Source organism: Arthrobacter sp. 49Tsu3.1M3 (genome assembly GCF_900168135.1).
GTDB lineage: Bacteria > Actinomycetota > Actinomycetes > Actinomycetales > Micrococcaceae > Arthrobacter.
Genome location: NZ_FUZD01000002.1, coordinates 98,076 through 114,931, shown reverse-complemented (window position 1 = coordinate 114,931; position 16,856 = coordinate 98,076). Strand labels below are relative to the sequence as shown.

The 16,856-nt window shown below is 60.2% G+C and carries 20 protein-coding genes; 7 read left to right on the top strand and 13 right to left on the bottom strand.

Annotation, left to right across the window (positions count from 1 at the left end):
• The first annotated feature begins 48 nt into the window (after positions 1-48).
• Positions 49-813, top strand: a complete 765-nt coding sequence (locus B5X90_RS03430; protein ID WP_218670173.1) for a polysaccharide deacetylase family protein — start codon at positions 49-51, stop codon at positions 811-813.
• A 145-nt stretch (positions 814-958) separates the two neighbouring features.
• On the opposite strand, the gene B5X90_RS03425 is transcribed toward B5X90_RS03430, so the two are convergent.
• Positions 959-1,345 carry a RidA family protein gene (locus tag B5X90_RS03425; RefSeq protein ID WP_179129034.1) on the bottom strand — a complete coding sequence of 129 codons (387 nt, stop codon included), beginning with the start codon at positions 1,343-1,345 and terminating at the stop codon, positions 959-961.
• 420 nt (positions 1,346-1,765) lie between these two features.
• Between B5X90_RS03425 and B5X90_RS03420 the strand changes: the two genes are divergently transcribed.
• Positions 1,766-2,602 (top strand): substrate-binding periplasmic protein, encoded by an 837-nt coding sequence (locus B5X90_RS03420; protein ID WP_179129033.1) that lies wholly within the window; start codon positions 1,766-1,768, stop codon positions 2,600-2,602.
• 206 nt (positions 2,603-2,808) lie between these two features.
• Here the strand turns inward: B5X90_RS03420 and B5X90_RS21195 are convergent, their stop codons facing one another.
• The gene (locus B5X90_RS21195) at positions 2,809-2,967 is read right to left on the bottom strand and encodes a hypothetical protein (RefSeq protein ID WP_179129032.1); all 159 of its coding nucleotides are present in this window, start codon (positions 2,965-2,967) and stop codon (positions 2,809-2,811) included.
• A gap of 277 nt (positions 2,968-3,244) precedes the next feature.
• The gene (locus tag B5X90_RS21825) at positions 3,245-3,454 is read right to left on the bottom strand and encodes a helix-turn-helix domain-containing protein (RefSeq protein WP_372702870.1); all 210 of its coding nucleotides are present in this window, start codon (positions 3,452-3,454) and stop codon (positions 3,245-3,247) included.
• On the opposite strand from B5X90_RS21825, the gene B5X90_RS21530 reads away from it, so the two are divergent.
• Positions 3,408-3,557, top strand: coding sequence for a hypothetical protein (locus B5X90_RS21530; protein ID WP_256860035.1), 150 nt, complete (start codon positions 3,408-3,410; stop codon positions 3,555-3,557). The genes B5X90_RS21825 and B5X90_RS21530 overlap by 47 nt on opposite strands.
• Before the next feature lie 291 nt (positions 3,558-3,848).
• Here B5X90_RS21530 and B5X90_RS21525 read toward each other — a convergent pair whose 3' ends face one another.
• Entirely contained in the window at positions 3,849-3,971 is a 123-nt protein-coding gene (locus tag B5X90_RS21525; protein ID WP_256860034.1) for a hypothetical protein, read from the bottom strand.
• Positions 3,972-4,042: 71 nt separating this feature from the next.
• On the opposite strand from B5X90_RS21525, the gene B5X90_RS21820 reads away from it, so the two are divergent.
• Positions 4,043-4,438: a molybdopterin-dependent oxidoreductase gene (locus B5X90_RS21820; RefSeq protein ID WP_372702869.1), complete on the top strand. Its 396-nt coding sequence runs from the start codon at positions 4,043-4,045 to the stop codon at positions 4,436-4,438.
• Positions 4,439-5,258: 820 nt separating this feature from the next.
• Here B5X90_RS21820 and B5X90_RS03405 read toward each other — a convergent pair.
• The 7 genes from B5X90_RS03405 to B5X90_RS03375 all read right to left on the bottom strand — a co-directional run bounded on the left by B5X90_RS03405 (position 5,259) and on the right by B5X90_RS03375 (position 11,700).
• Positions 5,259-6,389 carry an alcohol dehydrogenase family protein gene (locus B5X90_RS03405; protein WP_079550096.1) on the bottom strand — a complete coding sequence of 377 codons (1,131 nt, stop codon included), beginning with the start codon at positions 6,387-6,389 and terminating at the stop codon, positions 5,259-5,261.
• Between the two features lie 28 nt (positions 6,390-6,417).
• Positions 6,418-7,521: a mandelate racemase/muconate lactonizing enzyme family protein gene (locus B5X90_RS03400; RefSeq protein WP_079550095.1), complete on the bottom strand. Its 1,104-nt coding sequence runs from the start codon at positions 7,519-7,521 to the stop codon at positions 6,418-6,420.
• Positions 7,522-7,811: 290 nt separating this feature from the next.
• The gene (locus tag B5X90_RS03395; RefSeq protein ID WP_218670172.1) at positions 7,812-8,510 is read right to left on the bottom strand and encodes an amino acid ABC transporter permease; all 699 of its coding nucleotides are present in this window, start codon (positions 8,508-8,510) and stop codon (positions 7,812-7,814) included.
• Positions 8,507-9,163, bottom strand: coding sequence for an amino acid ABC transporter permease (locus tag B5X90_RS03390; RefSeq protein WP_218670171.1), 657 nt, complete (start codon positions 9,161-9,163; stop codon positions 8,507-8,509). The genes B5X90_RS03395 and B5X90_RS03390 overlap by 4 nt, the downstream gene beginning before the upstream one ends.
• The gene (locus B5X90_RS03385) at positions 9,160-10,071 is read right to left on the bottom strand and encodes an amino acid ABC transporter ATP-binding protein (protein WP_256860033.1); all 912 of its coding nucleotides are present in this window, start codon (positions 10,069-10,071) and stop codon (positions 9,160-9,162) included. Before B5X90_RS03385 ends, B5X90_RS03390 begins: the two co-directional genes overlap by 4 nt.
• A 110-nt stretch (positions 10,072-10,181) precedes the next feature.
• Positions 10,182-11,060 (bottom strand): EamA family transporter, encoded by an 879-nt coding sequence (locus B5X90_RS03380; RefSeq protein WP_218670170.1) that lies wholly within the window; start codon positions 11,058-11,060, stop codon positions 10,182-10,184.
• Between the two features lie 415 nt (positions 11,061-11,475).
• Complete coding sequence (locus B5X90_RS03375; protein WP_079550092.1) at positions 11,476-11,700, bottom strand: hypothetical protein; 225 nt, start codon at positions 11,698-11,700, stop codon at positions 11,476-11,478.
• Between the two features lie 495 nt (positions 11,701-12,195).
• Between B5X90_RS03375 and B5X90_RS03370 the strand changes: the two genes are divergently transcribed.
• From B5X90_RS03370 to B5X90_RS03360, 3 genes are all read left to right on the top strand, one after another.
• Positions 12,196-12,852 carry a helicase associated domain-containing protein gene (locus B5X90_RS03370; protein WP_079550091.1) on the top strand — a complete coding sequence of 219 codons (657 nt, stop codon included), beginning with the start codon at positions 12,196-12,198 and terminating at the stop codon, positions 12,850-12,852.
• A 341-nt stretch (positions 12,853-13,193) separates the two neighbouring features.
• On the top strand, positions 13,194-13,526 hold the full coding sequence (locus B5X90_RS03365) for a hypothetical protein (protein WP_079550090.1): 333 nt from the start codon (positions 13,194-13,196) through the stop codon (positions 13,524-13,526).
• Positions 13,507-13,815, top strand: coding sequence for a hypothetical protein (locus tag B5X90_RS03360; protein WP_179129031.1), 309 nt, complete (start codon positions 13,507-13,509; stop codon positions 13,813-13,815). The genes B5X90_RS03365 and B5X90_RS03360 overlap by 20 nt, the downstream gene beginning before the upstream one ends.
• 204 nt (positions 13,816-14,019) lie before the next feature.
• Here B5X90_RS03360 and B5X90_RS21190 read toward each other — a convergent pair whose 3' ends face one another.
• Together B5X90_RS21190 and B5X90_RS03345 are read right to left on the bottom strand one after the other, a co-directional pair.
• Positions 14,020-14,703 (bottom strand): hypothetical protein, encoded by a 684-nt coding sequence (locus B5X90_RS21190; protein WP_179129030.1) that lies wholly within the window; start codon positions 14,701-14,703, stop codon positions 14,020-14,022.
• A gap of 788 nt (positions 14,704-15,491) precedes the next feature.
• Positions 15,492-16,685 (bottom strand): AlbA family DNA-binding domain-containing protein, encoded by a 1,194-nt coding sequence (locus B5X90_RS03345; protein ID WP_079550088.1) that lies wholly within the window; start codon positions 16,683-16,685, stop codon positions 15,492-15,494.
• Positions 16,686-16,856: the final 171 nt, after the last annotated feature.

Genomic DNA, 16,856 nt, shown 5'->3' with positions numbered 1-16,856 from the left:
AGACTGGCCATATCCATTTCGTCTGACTTTGATGCCCACAGCGTCTGGATGGGAACATTCGGAACTGCATCACCCACTTACCTTTCGCGCGGCGAGTTCGGCGCGGAGGTCGGCGTGCCCAGGCTGCTGGAGACCTTCCGGCGGTACGGCATCAAGACCACCTGGTGCATCCCCACCCACACCATGCTGACTTTCCCCAAGCAATGCGAGGCTGTAATCGAAGATGGCCATGAGATAGCCGCGCACGGTGTCTATCATGAGGCCATTACCAAGCTTGAACCGGCGGAGGAACGCCGGCTGATGGAGCTGCAGCTGGCCCAGCACGAAAAGTTTGTCGGCCGCCGCCCCAGGGGCTACCGATCACCGGCCTGGGACTTCTCTGACACTACGCTGCAGCTCTTGGAAGAGTTCGAATTCGCTTGGGATTCGTCTCTCATGGGCCGTGATTTTGAAGCCTACAAGCCACGACCTGTCATCAGTCAAGACCGCGAAGAAGGTAACGTTTTTGGGCTGCCCAGCAGCGTACTGGAAATCCCTGTCTCCTGGTACCTGGATGATTTTCCTGCTTTGGAAAATCTTCCACGCAGCATCAGCATGTCCTCGACCGGGGACGTACTGCAACGGTGGACTGACCTCTTTGATTTCGCCTACAACCGCGTTCCCCACGGCGTGTTCTCCCTCGCCCTGCACCCCCAGACGATCGGGCGCGGCCACCATCTGATGATGCTGGAGAAGTTCCTCGACCATGTGTCAGGGCACAGCGGCGTGTGGTTTGCACCGATCAGCGACATCGCTGCCTGCTGGCAGGACTAAGCAGAGGCTCGCCAGTGTCTGGTGCCGTCCACCAGTGTGCTGCCGGCTCGGGTGCATTGCGCACTGAACAGTTCCGGAAGCGATGATCTGCGAACCGAAATGGGAGCCCCCGGCGGAGGGGCTCCCATTTGCTTCCGGGGCGGCCCTACTGCGGAATGGCCGCTACAACTTCAATCTCAATAAGGTGCTCGGAGTCCCAAAAACGCGGGACCTCTATGCCTACGCTCGCCGGCCGGACATCGCCGAACACTTCACTGCGCAAGGACGCAAGCTCTGCGATCGAATGCAGGTGCGTGACATAGATGGTCGTTCTAATCACATTGGAAAAACTACTTCCGGCCTCCTCAAGGATATTCCCCAAGTTTGCAAAGACCTGCCTTGCCTGATCAACGATGTTGTCCCCTACGGTTTTTCCCTCCGCGTCGACAGGCAGCTGGCCGGTCGTGAAGAGCAAATTTCCGTATGACACCGCCTGGCTGTACTGCGGTCCTGCCTCGGCGTTCCTTGCCGAGTTGATTTCCTGACGCCTCACTTGAGCTTCCTTCCATAGATTTCTTGACACCGTCCCGGTGCGCAGCCCGCACGGCCCCTCCAAGATCAATAGAAAAAGCATCCCCCGGCAGCGCCGATCTTGGATTTGGACGATAGTCCTAATCTTCAACGAAACTGCGCGGACTCTATATTGGTCAGCCGCCGAAAGAAACTCACATGTCTCGGCGATATAACAGCACACGCGACGTCGCGAAACCGCGCCCGACGTGAGCCCGGCCACAAGTCCCCAAACTATCTTTCGGTAGTTTTCCAATTCCTCGCCCTCTGGCGCCGCCCTAGCCTTGCATTAAGAGCAATGCAAAGCGGACAGCCTTCGAGCTCAACCCTGGCCATCCTGGGGATCCGAGCGATCGCTTTCGCCAGCCCTGCGCCGCTCGTTGACCCACTAGAAGAGGATTCAATGAAGACACGTATCTACGTCACCGTCTCGGCCGTAATCGCTGCTGCAGCGATGTTGTCCGGGTGTGCCAGTAGTTCAGCTAGCACCGTATCGGCAAGCTGCACACCCGCCTCGACGTTTAAGACACTTAACGCAGGCAGCCTGTCCGTCGTCGGACCCGACTACCCCCCGCTGTTTACTTATGAGAACCAGACGCTGGGCGGCGTCGACGGCAAGATCCTTCAGGGATTCGCTGAAGCTAACTGCCTCACCACGGACACGAAAGTGCTCCCGGCCGCATCCGTCGTCGAAACGCTGAAGGGCGGTCAGGCGGACATCGCTGCCGGTGGTTGGTATCCGACCGCGGAACGGGCAAAGGTTGTCGCCCAGAGCGAAACCGCGTACGGAGACCCTTCAGTACTCGTGGGCAAGAACCCGTCGGGACGCATTGAAGACTACACGGGCAAGAAGGTCGGAACGACCCAGGGATACCTATGGGTCGACGACTTGGTGAAGTGGGGCGGCGATAACGTGAAGCTCTACCAGTCACCTGATGCCGTCTATCAAGATCTGGTCAACGGCCGTATCGATGTGGCCGTGATGGCCGTGAACGAAGCAGCCTACAGGCTGAGCAAATCCTCAGGGTCCGGGCTGTCCTATGTATCACTGCAAAAGACGCACCTGATCGAGGCAACGCAGCATCCCGCAGTCACCAATCTGCCCCACGCCAAGGACAATCCTGAACTGACGGCAGCGATCAATTCCTACCTGGACAAGATCCGCAAGGACGGATCCCTCGCCAAGATTCTCCAGGAATACGGCATCGATCCGAAGGAAGCCAACCCGGCTACAAATTAGCGGGAGCCGCGACAAGCAGGCAGGGTGCAAACGGCTAACACCGCTTGCACCCTGCTCTGCATCTCACCGAAATCTCGACGGCCAGCATTTCAACGCGTCCAGCATCACCTACCCCGTCGGTAAATACGATGCCCCGTCCTCTCCAACGAATGGCCACCCACCCAGTCTCTCCCGTCCGGCGGGTGGGTGACTTCCCTGGTCCCAGGTCAGCGATGTTCGCAACCGGGCGGCAGCTGATTGAACGCCTTGATGAGTCCGTCGCGCAGGTCCTCTGCACGGTTGATTCCGGGCATGCGCCCCAGGAGCAGATAGCGGGTACTCCTTTTCACCAACGTGGCGATCGCGGAACGGTTCTGGGTGCCCATGATCAGGTCACCTTCCCATGCTGAGAGAACGGAACGGAACGGTCGCCGGCTCCGTCTGGCCGGTCGCTGATCATCAACACGTCGCCGGCGAACCTGGAGGATCTTCTGGCAATTGATCTGTTGGGTTTGCGCCGGTCCAAAACATCTGACGAGTTCTCTGGAGAGCCCGCCGCGGCCGCCGATGTAGAGGGCCTGGTGGATCGTTTGGTGGACGATGTGCAGATCCTTTGGGCCCCGGGAGGGCCTTCTTCAGTTGACGGGAGATCGGGCCAGGACTTCACCAACGGCCCAGCATTGCCTGGACGTAGGCCTTCAGTTCAGGGAGCCCAGCGATCTTCCCCTGCCGTGGTCGCTGACGCCGGGTCCTGGCCTTGTTCTGGGCGTAGTGCGGGCGGTATTGTCCCGCCGCGTTCCGGTTCCGGCGCAGTTCACGGCTGACCGTGGACGGGGCCCTGCCCCGCCCCGCCGCTATCGACCGCAGGCTCACCCCGCAACGGTGCCGGGCGGCAATGGTGATCCGCTCCTCTTCGGACAAGTACCGGGCGGAGATCACCGCCGGCTGCTCCGGCACCATCGTGATGGCCGCGTAACTGCGAACCCGCACCGTCGCGGGATCCGGACCGTGCGGCCGTTACGCGAGTGCGAACCGGTCTTCCGCCCACTCCGACGATCCGGCAGGCTTCAGAATTATTGAATCCTTGCTTCATGCGCCGAATATAGCGCGCCCGCTCGGCCGTCTTCCCCGCCGGGCCCGGATTCAACTGCCGTTTCTTCTCTACCGCCATTGAACTCCTGAAATGCTCAGGTGTTGCGACGATCGTTAGAATCCACCCATTGCACAAGGGGGCCGTTCGGATCGAATACGGGAGTATGAGGCGGCGTCAGGCATTGGCTGGGGCGATGATGACGCTGTAGCCGAGGCTCTGGAGCTGGCGGATGGCGGGGTTGGTGGCCTTCTGTGGGTTTGCGGTCGGCTCGGGATCTTCGTCGAGGTCCCGTTCCATAACTCAACGTCACTTTTTGACCCATCCCGGCCTTCCTGAACTTGACCTGACATTGACAGAGCTATCGGGGCATCCCGCGCAGCGGCGCACGTATCCGACGTCCCTCAGTTCGCGAAAGCTGGCTCAAGTACGGTCAGGGGTCAACGGATGCCACGGGATCTGAAGCTTTTGTCGAAGTCGGGTGGGACGAAGCATTTCACCTGGTCGCCAATGAGCTGGATCGTGTGCGAACCAATTTTGGCACTGAGACAATCTATGGAGGATCTTACGGCTGGGGCAGCCCCGGCCGTTTTCACCATGCCAATCACAAATTCACCGCTTCCTCAGCAGTGTTGGAGGTTATAACCTACCCGTTCCACGTAGGCCGGGCCTCTACTGGAACAGACTCCTGTCAACCGGCGAACTTTTCTTCAGTCATGGCCGTGCCGTTGCGGCCGCCACATCCTTGGCCCGCATGTCTACGATGACCCTGATGGGCGAGACATCATCCAGTCAGGGATCGGCGCCCACAAACACAACTTGGCTACGTGTTCACCCTCCACGCCGGAGATGACAGTCCAGGGGCGACGGGCAAGCAGCAGCCGTGCCGCGTCTCCGGCCGAGGTTCCGGGCCATCGGTACGGGCCCAGCGACAACTGATCTTTGGGTCCTTGCTGCCCGCCAAGCCGCTACCAGCGTGGCGTCGAGTGCGCTGTCGAGCTGCCGGACGATCTCGCGAGTGCCGCGCGGTGCCGCTGTGGGCCGATCGTACCCGGATTCCTCCTCGATCTTGCTGCGGAACAACTAATCATCCCAGCTGGGCAGATTCCGGAACAGAACATAGGCCTTTGCGGCAATGGGACCGTAGACGACGGGTGTGATCTGCATCGGGAGTGGCTTCGGGGCCATGACCTGCAGCCGCTCACGCATGATTTTCGACCGAGGCCGGTCGTTTGTTGAGACAGGCCGCAACGCCGTGCGTCGAAAGCTCATTACCGGTCTACCTACAGATTGGTGAGCATGACCCCTCGTAGGGCCCGGTCCGGAGAGGTACTCCACCCAAGCGCGGTTGGCCTCGAGGCGAAAGACAACAGCGTTTGATCACTCTGCCTCCGAAGCAGGCACTGGAAACGCCCAAACCACCCAGGATGCTGTGAAGCAACGCTGCGGACGAAGGTCCTGTGATGTGCGCCCTCCCGGTATAAGCCGATGGACCGGGCTATCGACGGGTCAGCCCGGCCAAAGGGCGACGGTGGGGCCGCCTGGAACCGTTGGAGATCACCAGCAGCCGCCGCCACGAGTTGGACTCTATCCCTTGGGAACTACAGCAAACTTGCCGACGTGCTGGCGTTTTACTAACTCAGCCTGTGCGTCCGCAAGGCTCTCAAGGGGGAACTCACTCTCGAGCATGGGTGCGAGCTTGCCGGCCGCAATCAGGTCGACCACGCGCTTGAAAGTCGATGCCGTGGGGCAAGTGATACCGTACAGCTCAAGGTCTTTGTAGATGAGATCGCGCAGGTCAATGGTTTGCACCGGACCAGCGATGGCGCCAGCAGTGGTATACCGGCCGCCGCGGGTGAGCATTTTGAGCAGGCCCCCGAAGCTTGGGCCCCCGACGACGTCTGCGACTACATCCACAGCGCGTGAGCCGACAAGTTCTTCGACCACGGCTAGCAGGTCCGTCGTTTCGCGGGGGATGAAGTGTTCAACGCCTTGTTTCCGGATACGTGATTCTTTTGAGGCGCCGGCCACCGCGATCACCTTCGCACCGCGAATGTGTGCCAGTTGAATCAGCGCTGTGCCGACACCCCCTGCTGCACCGGTGATCAGCACTGTCTCACCCTCACCAAGCCGTGCTCGTTCGAGCATCTCCTCGGCAGTGTCATATGAACAAGGGAAGGTGGCGAGCTCAGCGTCGGTCATTGGAGACTCGATCGAATGGGCATTTATGGACGGGATCGTCATGTACTCCGCGAAGCCGCCATCCCGTTCACTACCGACGTACTCCACCAGCTGCGCCCGAAGGGGAGCCTTCGGGTCCCGGACACAGGGATCGACGATGACGCGTTCTCCAACGCGACCTCCATCAACTTCGGCACCAACGGCTGCGATATAACCGACCGTAGCGGCGCCGCTGATCCTTGGGAAGGTCACGCTTCCGGTGTTCCATGATGAGGCGGTGCTTGTGCTCGTATCACTTCGGCCCTTCACACCGAATTCCTCGGAAAGTTCTGCTGCCACGTCCCGGTTATACCAGGCCGTGCGCGTGTTGATGTCCGTATTGTTGACCCCGCAGGCTCCGACGCGCACCAGCACCTCATCGGCTTTTGGCGTAGGAACGGGAACATTGGTGCGGTATTCAATGACTTCGAGGCCGCCGTGGCCGGTGAGGACTGCTGCCCTCATCTGGGCCGGGATGTTGTTTGATTCTTTAGGCATTTGATTCTCGCTTTCTGCCTTGAACCGGCTACTTCACAACCAGGAAGGGCGTACCCAGAATGTCCTCGTCGGGCTCGTGACCGAGGCCGGGTCCTTCCGGTACCGTCAGCCGGCCGTTCACGTTCCGGGCGCCTTGTCCGGGTGCCGAATCGACGGAAACCATGTCCTGACAGCTCCAGGTACCGATGCATCGGTTCTCCGGCAGCGTGCTCGCGAAGTGAGCAACAACGCTGTCGTTCGTTACGGTACCTGCCATGTCCATCAGCATCATGGGAATGCCGAATTCCAGACAGATGTCGCGGATCCAGCGTGCGCGGGTGATGCCTCCGACGCGGGCAAGTTTGACATTGACGACGTCGCAGCTGCGGTCCGAGATGGCTCGTACGACCTCACGCACCCCGGTGATGCACTCGTCAAGGGAGAGCGCCTGGCTTGTTTGCTGGCGTACCGTAAGGCATTCCTCATACGTCAGACAAGGCTGCTCGAACCATGCGTCGGTGTCGCGTACGGCGTTCATAACCTGGATGGCTTCCCAAGGGTTCCATCCTCCGTTGGCGTCGTAGTCGAAGATTTCATCAGACTGACGGAACTCCGTGAGGTGCCGGATGCGTGCAATGTCTCCGTCGACGCTTTCACCGACCTTGATCGAGTGGCGCCGATAGCCGAGATTACGCCAGCGTTCAACGTCCGCCGCCATGTTCTCGGGGGAATCGACGTGGATGCTGCTGATCATCGGCACCTCTTTAGTCTCGGCGCCGCCAAGCAATGCATGAATCGGCTGCCCGGCAGCCTTCCCGCTGATGTCCCACAGCGCATAATCGATACCCGCTTTGGCGTACACGTGGCCGGAGAGGACCCGATCCATCAGGCGGTTCATCTTCTCGACTTCACGCGGATCATGACCCAGCAGCTGCGGTGCGATTTCCGCGAGAGCTGCCCGCACTCCTCCAGCGAACGCGGGCAGGTAGGTTGAGCCCCACGGACATACTTCTCCCCAACCGGTGATGCCCTCATCAGTCTCAATCTTCACGAACGTCGAGTCGAACTTCGTAAAGGTACGGCCACGCGAGAGAAGGTAGGGCTGGTGGAGCGGAAGTTCGAGGTCATAGAGGCTGATCTTCGTGATTTTCATTCAGAACTCCTTGGTTCGATTGTCTTTCCCGTTTCAACAGGATCAGAGGAGTGTGTGAGCAGAGGACTACTGAAGTCATTGGACGCACAGGGAGGAGGAGCAATTGGTTTCGCCCCCAAAACAGACAGCCCCCGTTGTGAGAAATCCATATGCCGGCTCGGGGGTACGCTCACACAACCCGCCAGGGGCCGGAACGTCGAACTTGGGGACGCAATCTGCTGAAACCGGAGCTGAGGCGCCCGCATGAGGACAGGGCCATGCCGACGGCAGCGAATAGGCGGATCTGTCAGTTAGGCACGCGGAGTTCCTTCTTTGATCGGTGCGAGCGGCAGCGGTACGGGAGCGCGTTTCGCCGTTCGGCCCTGGCTTAGCCGCTCGGCAAGGTGTGCAAGGGGGATGGAAACAACGGCGTACAGGACCGCGGCCAAGGAAAGAATCACCAGGTAGGCAAAGTTGGTGGTGGCGAGGACATATGCGCGGCTCATCAGCTCGGGAACAGCAATGGCAAATGCCAGCGATGTCGCCTGGAAGAAACTAATCGACCAACCCAGGAGGGGCGGAATCACGATCTTGATGGCCTGGGGGAATATGACCCGGCTGAACGAAGTCCAGTTGGATAGTCCCAGTGCGGTGGCCGCCTCACGTTGCCCCTTACCGACGGCCTCCAGACCGGATCGGAACACTTCGCTGACGTACCCGGCGTAGCTGAAGCCCAAGGCAAGGGCAGCGGCCGGGAAGGAATCGATAATGAAGTTGAATTCAGGGAATCCGAAGTACACCACGTAGAGGAGGATCAGGGCTGGCACGCCACGCGCGAACTCCACTAGGGCAATAGCGATTCCCCGGACGAGACGGCTCTTTTGACTTAGGCCAACGGCAAAGACGAGACCAAGGGGCAGCCCAAACGCGAGCAGCGATGCGGTCAGGGCCAAGCTCAGGCCAAGTCCAGGAAGCAGGTCGACGAGCCACATGGCCCAGGAATCCATCATGATGCCACTCCAACTCGACGGGCGGTCCATGGGCCCAACCAGCGTCCGAAGACGGCGATCGGGATACTGATAATCAGGTACAGGGCTCCGGCGGCAAGGAACACACCGAAGCTGTCCGCTTCACGCCGGCTAAGCGAGAGGGCGAAGGCTGTCACGTCCTGAACACCGATGACTGACGCCACGGCAGAGTCCTTCAGCAGCCCAATGAAGAAGGCGATGGCGATCGGCAGGACAGTCACAATGGCCTGGGGGACGATGACCTTCCGAAGGGCAATCGACGAGGACAAGCCCAGCGCCGTAGATGCTTCTCGCTGGCCGGCCGGTACGGCAAGCAGACCGGACCGGTAGATTTCGGCCAGGTAGCCGGCCGAAATAATTGACAGTCCAACAATCGCGGCCGTCAGGCTGTTCAGCTTCAAGCCCAGCTGACCCAGTCCGAAGAAGATGACAAACAGCCATGCAATCGGCGGGATGCCGCGGGCAATCGATATGTAGGCTCCAGACAAACGTCGCGGAAAAGGATTCTTGGCTACTCTGGCCATCGCCAGAGGAAAGGCCAGGACCCCTCCTATGATGAAGCTGGAAACGGTGAGAACGAACGTTGTTCCCAAGCCCCCGGCAATAGTCTGCATTGCGCCCAGAAATCCGGTCACCTGCCGATCACCGCCTGCAGGAATTTCTGCGTCCGAGCGTGTTGCGGGGTGCGCAGGACGACGCTGGGCTCTCCGGATTCGAGAATCTGTCCGTCAGCCATGAAGATGACGCGGTCCGCCACGTCCTCAGCGAAGTGCATCTCATGTGTGGCGACCATCATGGTCATACCGCTCTCGGCGAGCTCGCGCATCACGTTCAGGACTTCGACGCCAAGTTCCGGGTCAAGAGCCGAGGTAGGCTCGTCAAAAAGAATGATCTCCGGATCTAGGGCCAGGGCTCTCGCGATAGCAATCCGCTGCTGCTGTCCGCCCGAGCAGTTTGCCGGCTTTTGATCCGCCTTTGACTCAAGTCCTACACGTTTGAGCAGGTCTCGGCCACGCTCCTTCGCTTCCTTACGCGAGCGACCCAAAGCATGAACCTGAGCCAGTTCGATGTTCTCCAGTGCAGTCAGGTGGGGGAACAAGTTGAAGGACTGGAAGCACATTCCCACCTTACGGCGCAGGGCCAACAGGTCGGCACGGTTAGCCCCTGTCGTCGGCTTTCCGCCGATGAGGATCTCCCCCGAGGTGGGTTCCTGTAGATGATTGAATGTCCGCAACAGAGTGCTCTTCCCGGACCCACTAGGACCGATCAGCGCGACGACTTCACCGCGGGCAAGCTTCAGATCGACGCCGTTGACGGCTTTGTGGCCATGGAAGTCGACAATTACGTTCCGCGCTTCCGCTGCGATGCCGCTTCCTTTGGCTGGAACACCGGCGGTTGCTACGAGTTTGTCTTCGGCTGGGTCTGTCGCCTTCACAGCGCCCTCTCTTTCAAAGTCTTCACGCTCGGACCGGCCCAGTTCGACGCCGGTGGTGATTAAGACCGTACGGGCGTGTGTGGAGATGAAGAATGGGAAGATTTCCAAAGCTTGAGTGGAGTCATCGTGACTATTGCGAACTGGCGAGCTGGCGTGTCCACTTTCGTGGGGAATGCAACACAGCCCACGGGCGCGTCCCCTAACTGGAGTCTTAGCTTCTAAGGCTTCGCCTTGACGTCGGCGCCCGGGGCTCCTGGAAGGTCTGGCGATTCGGCATGGCCAGTTCCCATCCTGTTCCGCGTCCCCCCACGGGTGGCGGCAATGCCGGCGACAACAACCAGCAATATTCCAAACAGCGCGCTCAGGTGGGGGACCTGGCCAAGGAAGAATAGGCCGACGATTACTGCAACGGCTGGCTGCAGGCTCATCAGGATACCGAAGGCGCCAGCAGTAAGCCGACGAAGGGAAAGTAATTCCAGAATGTAGGGAATCACGGGAAGCAGCAGCGCCACGACGAGCCCCATGAATACCATTTGCAGAGGTATACGCGTTATCACCGCTGGCCCCACCGCCAATGTTGCCACAACGGTTGCGACCGGAACGGAGACGGCTAGTGCATGGAAGCCACCTATGTAATCTCCTGCGCGCTGGGTCAGCAGTATATAGAAAGCCCAGCAAAGGCCGGCTGCCAGAGCAAGCAGGATTCCCTGCATGTCTGAAGTGCCCTGCCACGGTTCGGTGAGCATGATGACTCCAACGACCGGGACCACAAGTCGCCACTTATCACCACTTCGCGAGCGGACGACGGCCACACTCAGTGGCCCGAGGAACTGCAGGGCAGTGGCTGTGCCAAGCGGGAGCCGGGTAATCGAGATCATGTAGAGCAAGGTCATGGCGCCGGAAGTCACTCCGAGGTACGTGCAGGTCAGAAGCCCTGCACGGCTGAACGATTGCCGCCACGGACGCGCTATGGCGAAGAGAATGACGCTCGCCCAGACCAGGCGCAACCACGTTAGGTCCGCTGGACTAATCCGGTCGAATAATTCAACCGAAACCGCGCCCCCTAGTTGGCCGGCCCACACGGCCCCGAATGCCATAAGGGCACCTCGTCCCGCACTTTCCGGCGACGTCTTGGATCTCATCTGGAGGATCGACCAGCTTCCTGTACGTCTCGCAGGTGTGGAGCATGGTGGTTTTAGCGGGCTGGACCGTGTTGCCGGAAACGTGCGACGACCCGCAAGACAGCATCGATACCAATCCATGGCCGGAGCGGTTGGAACCGGAACCTCCCGAGTTGCGAGAAACGGGAGGCCCCGGTGGCTTTAGTTCCGACCCGTAGCATCAACGGAACGGAGGATTAGTGTGAGGGCGCCGTATGGTCGTCCTAGTCTGTTTCGGGGCCCCGGCAGTAGTGGCAGAACTTGTCACAGTCGGTTCCAGCTTCTGGTTGAAGCCGCCCTACGGTCGATTTGGCTTCATCCACTAGCAGGCTCAGAGCTTCTTTCAGGGCACTCATCCGACGGAGAGCTCCCGGATAAATGCAACGCAGCCCTCACCTACGTGGAACATCCGTCTTTCGCTCTGTGGGCCTATCAGCCAGATAATCTCGCCATTTTCGGTCCTGGCGTCGACCACGCCGCTGAAGTGGCTGACGCCGTTCAGAAACAAGTCGATGGACTGGCCGGGTTCAAGCGTGGTCCACGAGGCACCGATCACGGTGCTCGGGCTTTTCGTCATTTCACCCTTCCCTTTGCTTGTTCGAAGACCGCCTGCGGCCCATTGCGTCGTCAAGACCGCGAGGCCTTCCATCCACAATGACGTGCAACGTAGGGAGAGGCCATCAGAACTGTGACGAATTTTCTTACACGTCGTTGGCATCCTCACCGAAGGCCCATCCAGGCCTGGCTTGGCGTCCCTGCGGCTTTGGCCCGCTGCTCCAGTCGCTGCCGGTTTACTGAGCTGGATACGCGCGCAACACGGACATGACCGTGCCATAGTCCGGCGACCTGTTTCGGAAAACCTTCACACTAAGCCGCCACGATGGAAGTTTGACGTCGCAATTCATGCTGTTGACCGAGCGCATGCGATGGGCAATCACGGGGCCAGGAACCCAAGTTCCTTGATGCTTGATGAGGTCGCACTCGAGCGAGCGTCGCTGCTGACGTTAACCTCGAGGTGAAAGTGATCGAGGTGGGCCCTTGCAGCATGTTTGATGGCAGGATGGGGTCCATTATGGACAGGCGGTTGCGGCGCGCTCCTGACGCCGAATGGGTGCTGATGTACCGGCTCGGGCTCAGTCGGCAACGCATCGCTGCCCTCGTGCGCGTACCGGCTGCCGCCGTCGGATACCACTTGGCCATCGCCCGCCGCCAGGACCCCGGCCTCGAGGCCGAACACCAGGCCGCCGCCGACGCCACACCCATTCCGTACCCCTCCCCCACGGACCTCGCCCGCATGGAAGTGGTCATCGCCTGGGTCAAGGCCGAAGGCCGGCTCCCCCGTGACCGCTCCGGGCAACGGAGCGAACGGTCGATGGCGAGGTGGCTGTCCGTTCGCCGGCGTGAAGCGGCCGTGGGAACCCTGGACCCGGCCTACCGTAACGGTCTGACCCACGTGCCCGGGTGGCTGGGAAACCTCAGGGACGCCGAGGACGAGGCCCGCTGGCACCGCCGCCTGGCACAGCTCGAGGACTTCCGGCACGAGGGCAACGACTGGCCCCGGCACGGGAAGGCCGACTCAGAGCAGGAACACACGCTCGGGGTGTGGATCCACACCCAGCGGTACAAACACCGCCGCGGCGAACTCGACCCAGTGAAGGTCAAGCTCCTGGACGACGCAGTTCCCGGGTGGCAGACCGGAAGAACCCGGGGCCGCCCTCCCCGTAGGTAGCCCGAAGGTCGCCCCTCCCAGCGGTCCGCGGGCCAGGGACGTCACGCCAGCTAGTAGAGTTACACCGGTTCTCCAGTCCCCCCAGCTTGGAGAACCGGGAGCCTCCGCGCTTGAGTCCATGGATTCGCGCGGAGGCTTTCCCCATAGGTCGCAGCAATACCCCTTCCCCGGTTGTGCCCATCGGGGGCAGGGGAGCCTCCCGTACAGCTCAGGCTGTCCCAGCTGGGTGCAACCCGTTTGCTTGTCGGACCCCTCCCCCATACTCAATCCTGCACACATCTTTTCGAATAAACTTACTAGGCTGGAAATTTGTCATCGAATATCAGTTCTAAACTGAGGATATGAACCGGGAACAGGCGACCCGGCTGCAGGCGCAGTACGCGCGCCGCGCCGGCCCGATTGGGCTGACGGTGGAAGAGCTCGATTTCGAGCACTTTCCCGCCAAGAACGGGTTCCCCGGGATCCCGGTGAAGGCGTGGATCCGGTTCCCGAACTGCGCCGAGCTGGTGGACGGCGAGGTGTACGCCTGGACAGCCAAGGCCGCTGAAGTGACGTGGAAGGACGGTCCGGTGACCTACCGGACCTGGGTGTGGAGTTCGGCGGTCACCCGCCGGGAAGAAATGATGACCAGGAACTTGGGAGAGCGCGTAGAACGTGACAGCAGTAGCGAATGAAACAACCCTGGACGTTGACGTCGAGGTCAGGTTCACCCCGGCCGGCACGCCCCTGGCCGTCCGGCACGAGGGAAGGATCTGGGCGGTTGCGGCCGATCCGGTGCACTGGTTCGCCCGGGACGCCTGGTGGGACACCCGGCTTACCGCGGCCGTGGGCAGCGGGGATCTGGTGAGCATCGAGTTCTGGCAGGTGCAGGTCCGCCTCGGGTCCAACTCCGCGCTGCGGACGTTCACGCTGCGCCGGGTCCCGCTCTCGACCCAGTGGCTGATGGAAAGCATCAGCGACTAGGGCGCAGTGACTCCTCAAACGATCAGCAACCAGACCTGGGCCGGCATCCGGACGGAGTTCACGCTGCCGACCCTCGCGCAGGTGCACCGCTGGCTCTCGGAACTGATGGAAGACCCCGAACCGGTCATGCGCCAGCTCGTCAGGGTCTTCTTATCCGGACTACTGACGTCGGATTGGTTTCTTTTGGAAGCCTGTCGTGCTGGCTTAGGCGTAGGTCCCGGGGTGCGGGTCGGTGTGTGCAGCCGCGAGTGTTTCCAGTCGAGTTTCATGCAGAAGGTCAGAGATGCACTCTGGGGAACCAGCAACATAGACCGAATCGGCATAGATGTCGTTGCCCACGCACCACGTTTGATCCGCTGGCCACCAGCGCAAACAGCGCCGATAAGGCGGTTCGTCGACGGTTTCGGTTGCGGAGTCGATGGTTCCCTCGAAGAGATACATCTCGCGTTCAGGCGGAAGTAGCACCACTGGTGCGCTGGCAAGTTCGTTCCGTATTCCTGAATATCCGGTCCAAACGGCGAAGAAGCATTTGTCCGGAGTAGACGTGTGTCGGCTGAGCACGTCTGCCAAAGGAGCGGCGACGTCGTGGCTTATTGTCCCGTAGTCGACGTTGATTCGTTCACCCGTTTTGGCCGAGTAATCCTGGCAAAGGCGATCCCCGTTTGTTACTTGTTCCAAAGAAATACCTAGCTCCTGAGCAACAGTGCTCCACGACGTCGTTCTTCCTTCGGCGTCGACTAAAGGGTTCAGTACGCGAACTACGGACGGGAATTTCTCCGGCGCGAACGTGCTCACCAGAAGCGGAGGCCCGCCGAACGGGCGGACCAACCAATCAGCGGAAGAAGCAGATCTGGCGGGAGTCAAAGGTTCCTGCATGATCTTCTCCAATTCAGTCTGCTACTACTCAGAGGTACCTAGGAGCCACGATAGTGGGTCTCCCTGGCGTGGGCTCCAGTCAGCGGTTGTTTGCTTGCCTGACTCGTGGGGTCCCAAGCTCAACGATTTCCCGCTCGTTATGGGTCTGGAGTTTATACATCTGAGCGAGCTTGATTTCGGCGCCGTTGAGCGTGACCCGCAGTCCTTCGGCGTCGCCGATCCAGCCGTGTTGTTCGGCTTCGGTGATGCGTTCTTCGAGGTTGCGCCGTGCCCATCGGCTCCTTCGCTGCGCCCGTCTGCATGGCTGCCACCACCTGGCTGATAAGCGATAGGGGAACAACTAAATCCTTAGACGGATCGACATGGCCGCTCCCTGTACCTCTAAGTTCGGCACGCGCCGCCACGAGAGCAACTTGCCGTTCGTGCTGTGCTGCGGTGGCCTGAGGCACTTGCAGGTCTTTGAGTTCACTATCGATAGCCGATAGGAGTCGCTCTTTGGTCGGCCCAATACCGAGATCAATTCCCAGGCGCGCAGCAATTTCAGATAATTCGGTAGACATCTCCAAAATCTACCGGGCACCACGTGGACTGGATCACCAAAACGGTAGGTGTTCCACTTCCTTAGAAGCGGAACACCCCTGTGGGACACGCCTCCACTGTCCGGGTTCCGTGCAACGGAACCATCAAGGGCGGGTCCGGGCTTTAAGGCGCTCAGGGGGCTAGCGCTGGGGTCACTGTCGGCGATTGCCACAGCCAAGGGCGGCAACCATCACCACCACAAAAACGCGGCGGCCGCGTCATTAGCGCACATTGCCTAGATGATGCTGGGTGGTCCCAAGCATTTTAAGGAGGCGGCCGACCAATGACTCGACTGCATCCTCGGGTGAGCTTTCCAGCGCATCGGCACTGACCGTGATCGTGCGTGAGTAAACATCACTGGGCATGGTTCTAGGAGGTTCGAAACTGCTCCAGTCGTCCATCATCATGTGTGACCGTAGCCCCTTGACGCCATTGATCCGCAGGCCAAGAGTCCACAGGGAACGGTATCCGTAACGTTCGCTAAGAGTGCTCGTCCAGAAGGTCAACCGCTGGGCATATGCCACCGCCAGCCCATCACAGATGATCGACTCTTCCGGGGTCCACCTGGTGGTGCCGCGTCCTATCAGAATGCGGATCCCTCCCGATTCCAGCAGCTGGACATCGAGAATTGATTTTTCGTCAAAACCGGGGGGCCTCGGCACCTGGGTGGCACCGTCAGCGTCGTTATTCATCATCGAGACGCCGAGTTCCCGATGCTTGATTCTTGTGGCGTACTGAGGCGTGGGGTAAAAATCGACAAGGTTCGGCTTGCATTTGTTATGACCGGAAACTAGGAAGTTGAGGAGGGCTTCGTTGTTGTCCATAAACTGCTCCACGAGCGTGCCATTGACTGGCATCAACGGTTCGGCGATGAGATATATATGCCCGTACTCGCGTTCGCTGGGGTGAATGGAATCACTCGCCTCGGCGATGTCCAGAAGTCTTATGCCGAGGTCGGCTTGCTCTCGGCGGCGCTGATGATGCCTTAGTACTTCGGCGTCTGATAACGCGTGTTTCGATGCGTCCCCTCGCCCGTAGTATTTGCTCCCTGTCATGTGCGGGGCGAGCGGTGACGGCGGGACTGTGACCACTACGAAACCTGTGCCATCACCTACCTGGATCACTCGGGTCGTTACCGGCAGCGGCGGCTCGATGGCATTCCGTGAGATGCCATCTACGCGTTCGATCATTCCCTCGACGGCGAGAGGCTTGGGAACGAGCCGCTTGGAGCCATTGCCCGCCTTCACCTCCGCGATGCCGATGATGAACATTCCCCCGTCGATGGCGAAACTCGCCAGTGTCTGGGCAATTTGTTCGTTTCGTGCCTGTTCCTTGACTTCAACGTAATGCGACTCAGACAACGCTCCGCTTCGGATGCCCTCCACGATGTCTGCCTCGCTGGCGGGTTGCCACATCTTTGCCACTATGCCCCCACTTGATTGTCTCGGGTAAAGGTGCAGCGTAAGCCGCCACCGATCCAATTTACGCTGGGTCCCCCGACGGATGGCACATCCGTAGAGCTATGCGGGGTGTCCCACTTCCTTGGTGTGGGACAGGCCCCCGAGTCGACAAGGAGAGATACCTTC

What these genes read in the sequence shown, in the direction of transcription:
- B5X90_RS21525 (WP_256860034.1), bottom strand. Translation starts at nt 3,971, where the DNA reads ATGGAACGGGACCTCGACGAAGATCCCGAGCCGACCGCAAACCCACAG.
- B5X90_RS03345 (WP_079550088.1), bottom strand. Translation starts at nt 16,685, where the DNA reads ATGTGGCAACCCGCCAGCGAGGCAGACATCGTGGAGGGCATCCGAAGC.
- B5X90_RS21195 (WP_179129032.1), bottom strand. Translation starts at nt 2,967, where the DNA reads ATGGGCACCCAGAACCGTTCCGCGATCGCCACGTTGGTGAAAAGGAGT.
- B5X90_RS03430 (WP_218670173.1), top strand. Translation starts at nt 49, where the DNA reads ATGGGAACATTCGGAACTGCATCACCCACTTACCTTTCGCGCGGCGAG.
- B5X90_RS03405 (WP_079550096.1), bottom strand. Translation starts at nt 6,389, where the DNA reads ATGCCTAAAGAATCAAACAACATCCCGGCCCAGATGAGGGCAGCAGTC.
- B5X90_RS03380 (WP_218670170.1), bottom strand. Translation starts at nt 11,060, where the DNA reads ATGGCATTCGGGGCCGTGTGGGCCGGCCAACTAGGGGGCGCGGTTTCG.
- B5X90_RS03370 (WP_079550091.1), top strand. Translation starts at nt 12,196, where the DNA reads ATGGACAGGCGGTTGCGGCGCGCTCCTGACGCCGAATGGGTGCTGATG.
- B5X90_RS03400 (WP_079550095.1), bottom strand. Translation starts at nt 7,521, where the DNA reads ATGAAAATCACGAAGATCAGCCTCTATGACCTCGAACTTCCGCTCCAC.
- B5X90_RS03365 (WP_079550090.1), top strand. Translation starts at nt 13,194, where the DNA reads ATGAACCGGGAACAGGCGACCCGGCTGCAGGCGCAGTACGCGCGCCGC.
- B5X90_RS03375 (WP_079550092.1), bottom strand. Translation starts at nt 11,700, where the DNA reads ATGACGAAAAGCCCGAGCACCGTGATCGGTGCCTCGTGGACCACGCTT.
- B5X90_RS03395 (WP_218670172.1), bottom strand. Translation starts at nt 8,510, where the DNA reads ATGATGGATTCCTGGGCCATGTGGCTCGTCGACCTGCTTCCTGGACTT.
- B5X90_RS03420 (WP_179129033.1), top strand. Translation starts at nt 1,766, where the DNA reads ATGAAGACACGTATCTACGTCACCGTCTCGGCCGTAATCGCTGCTGCA.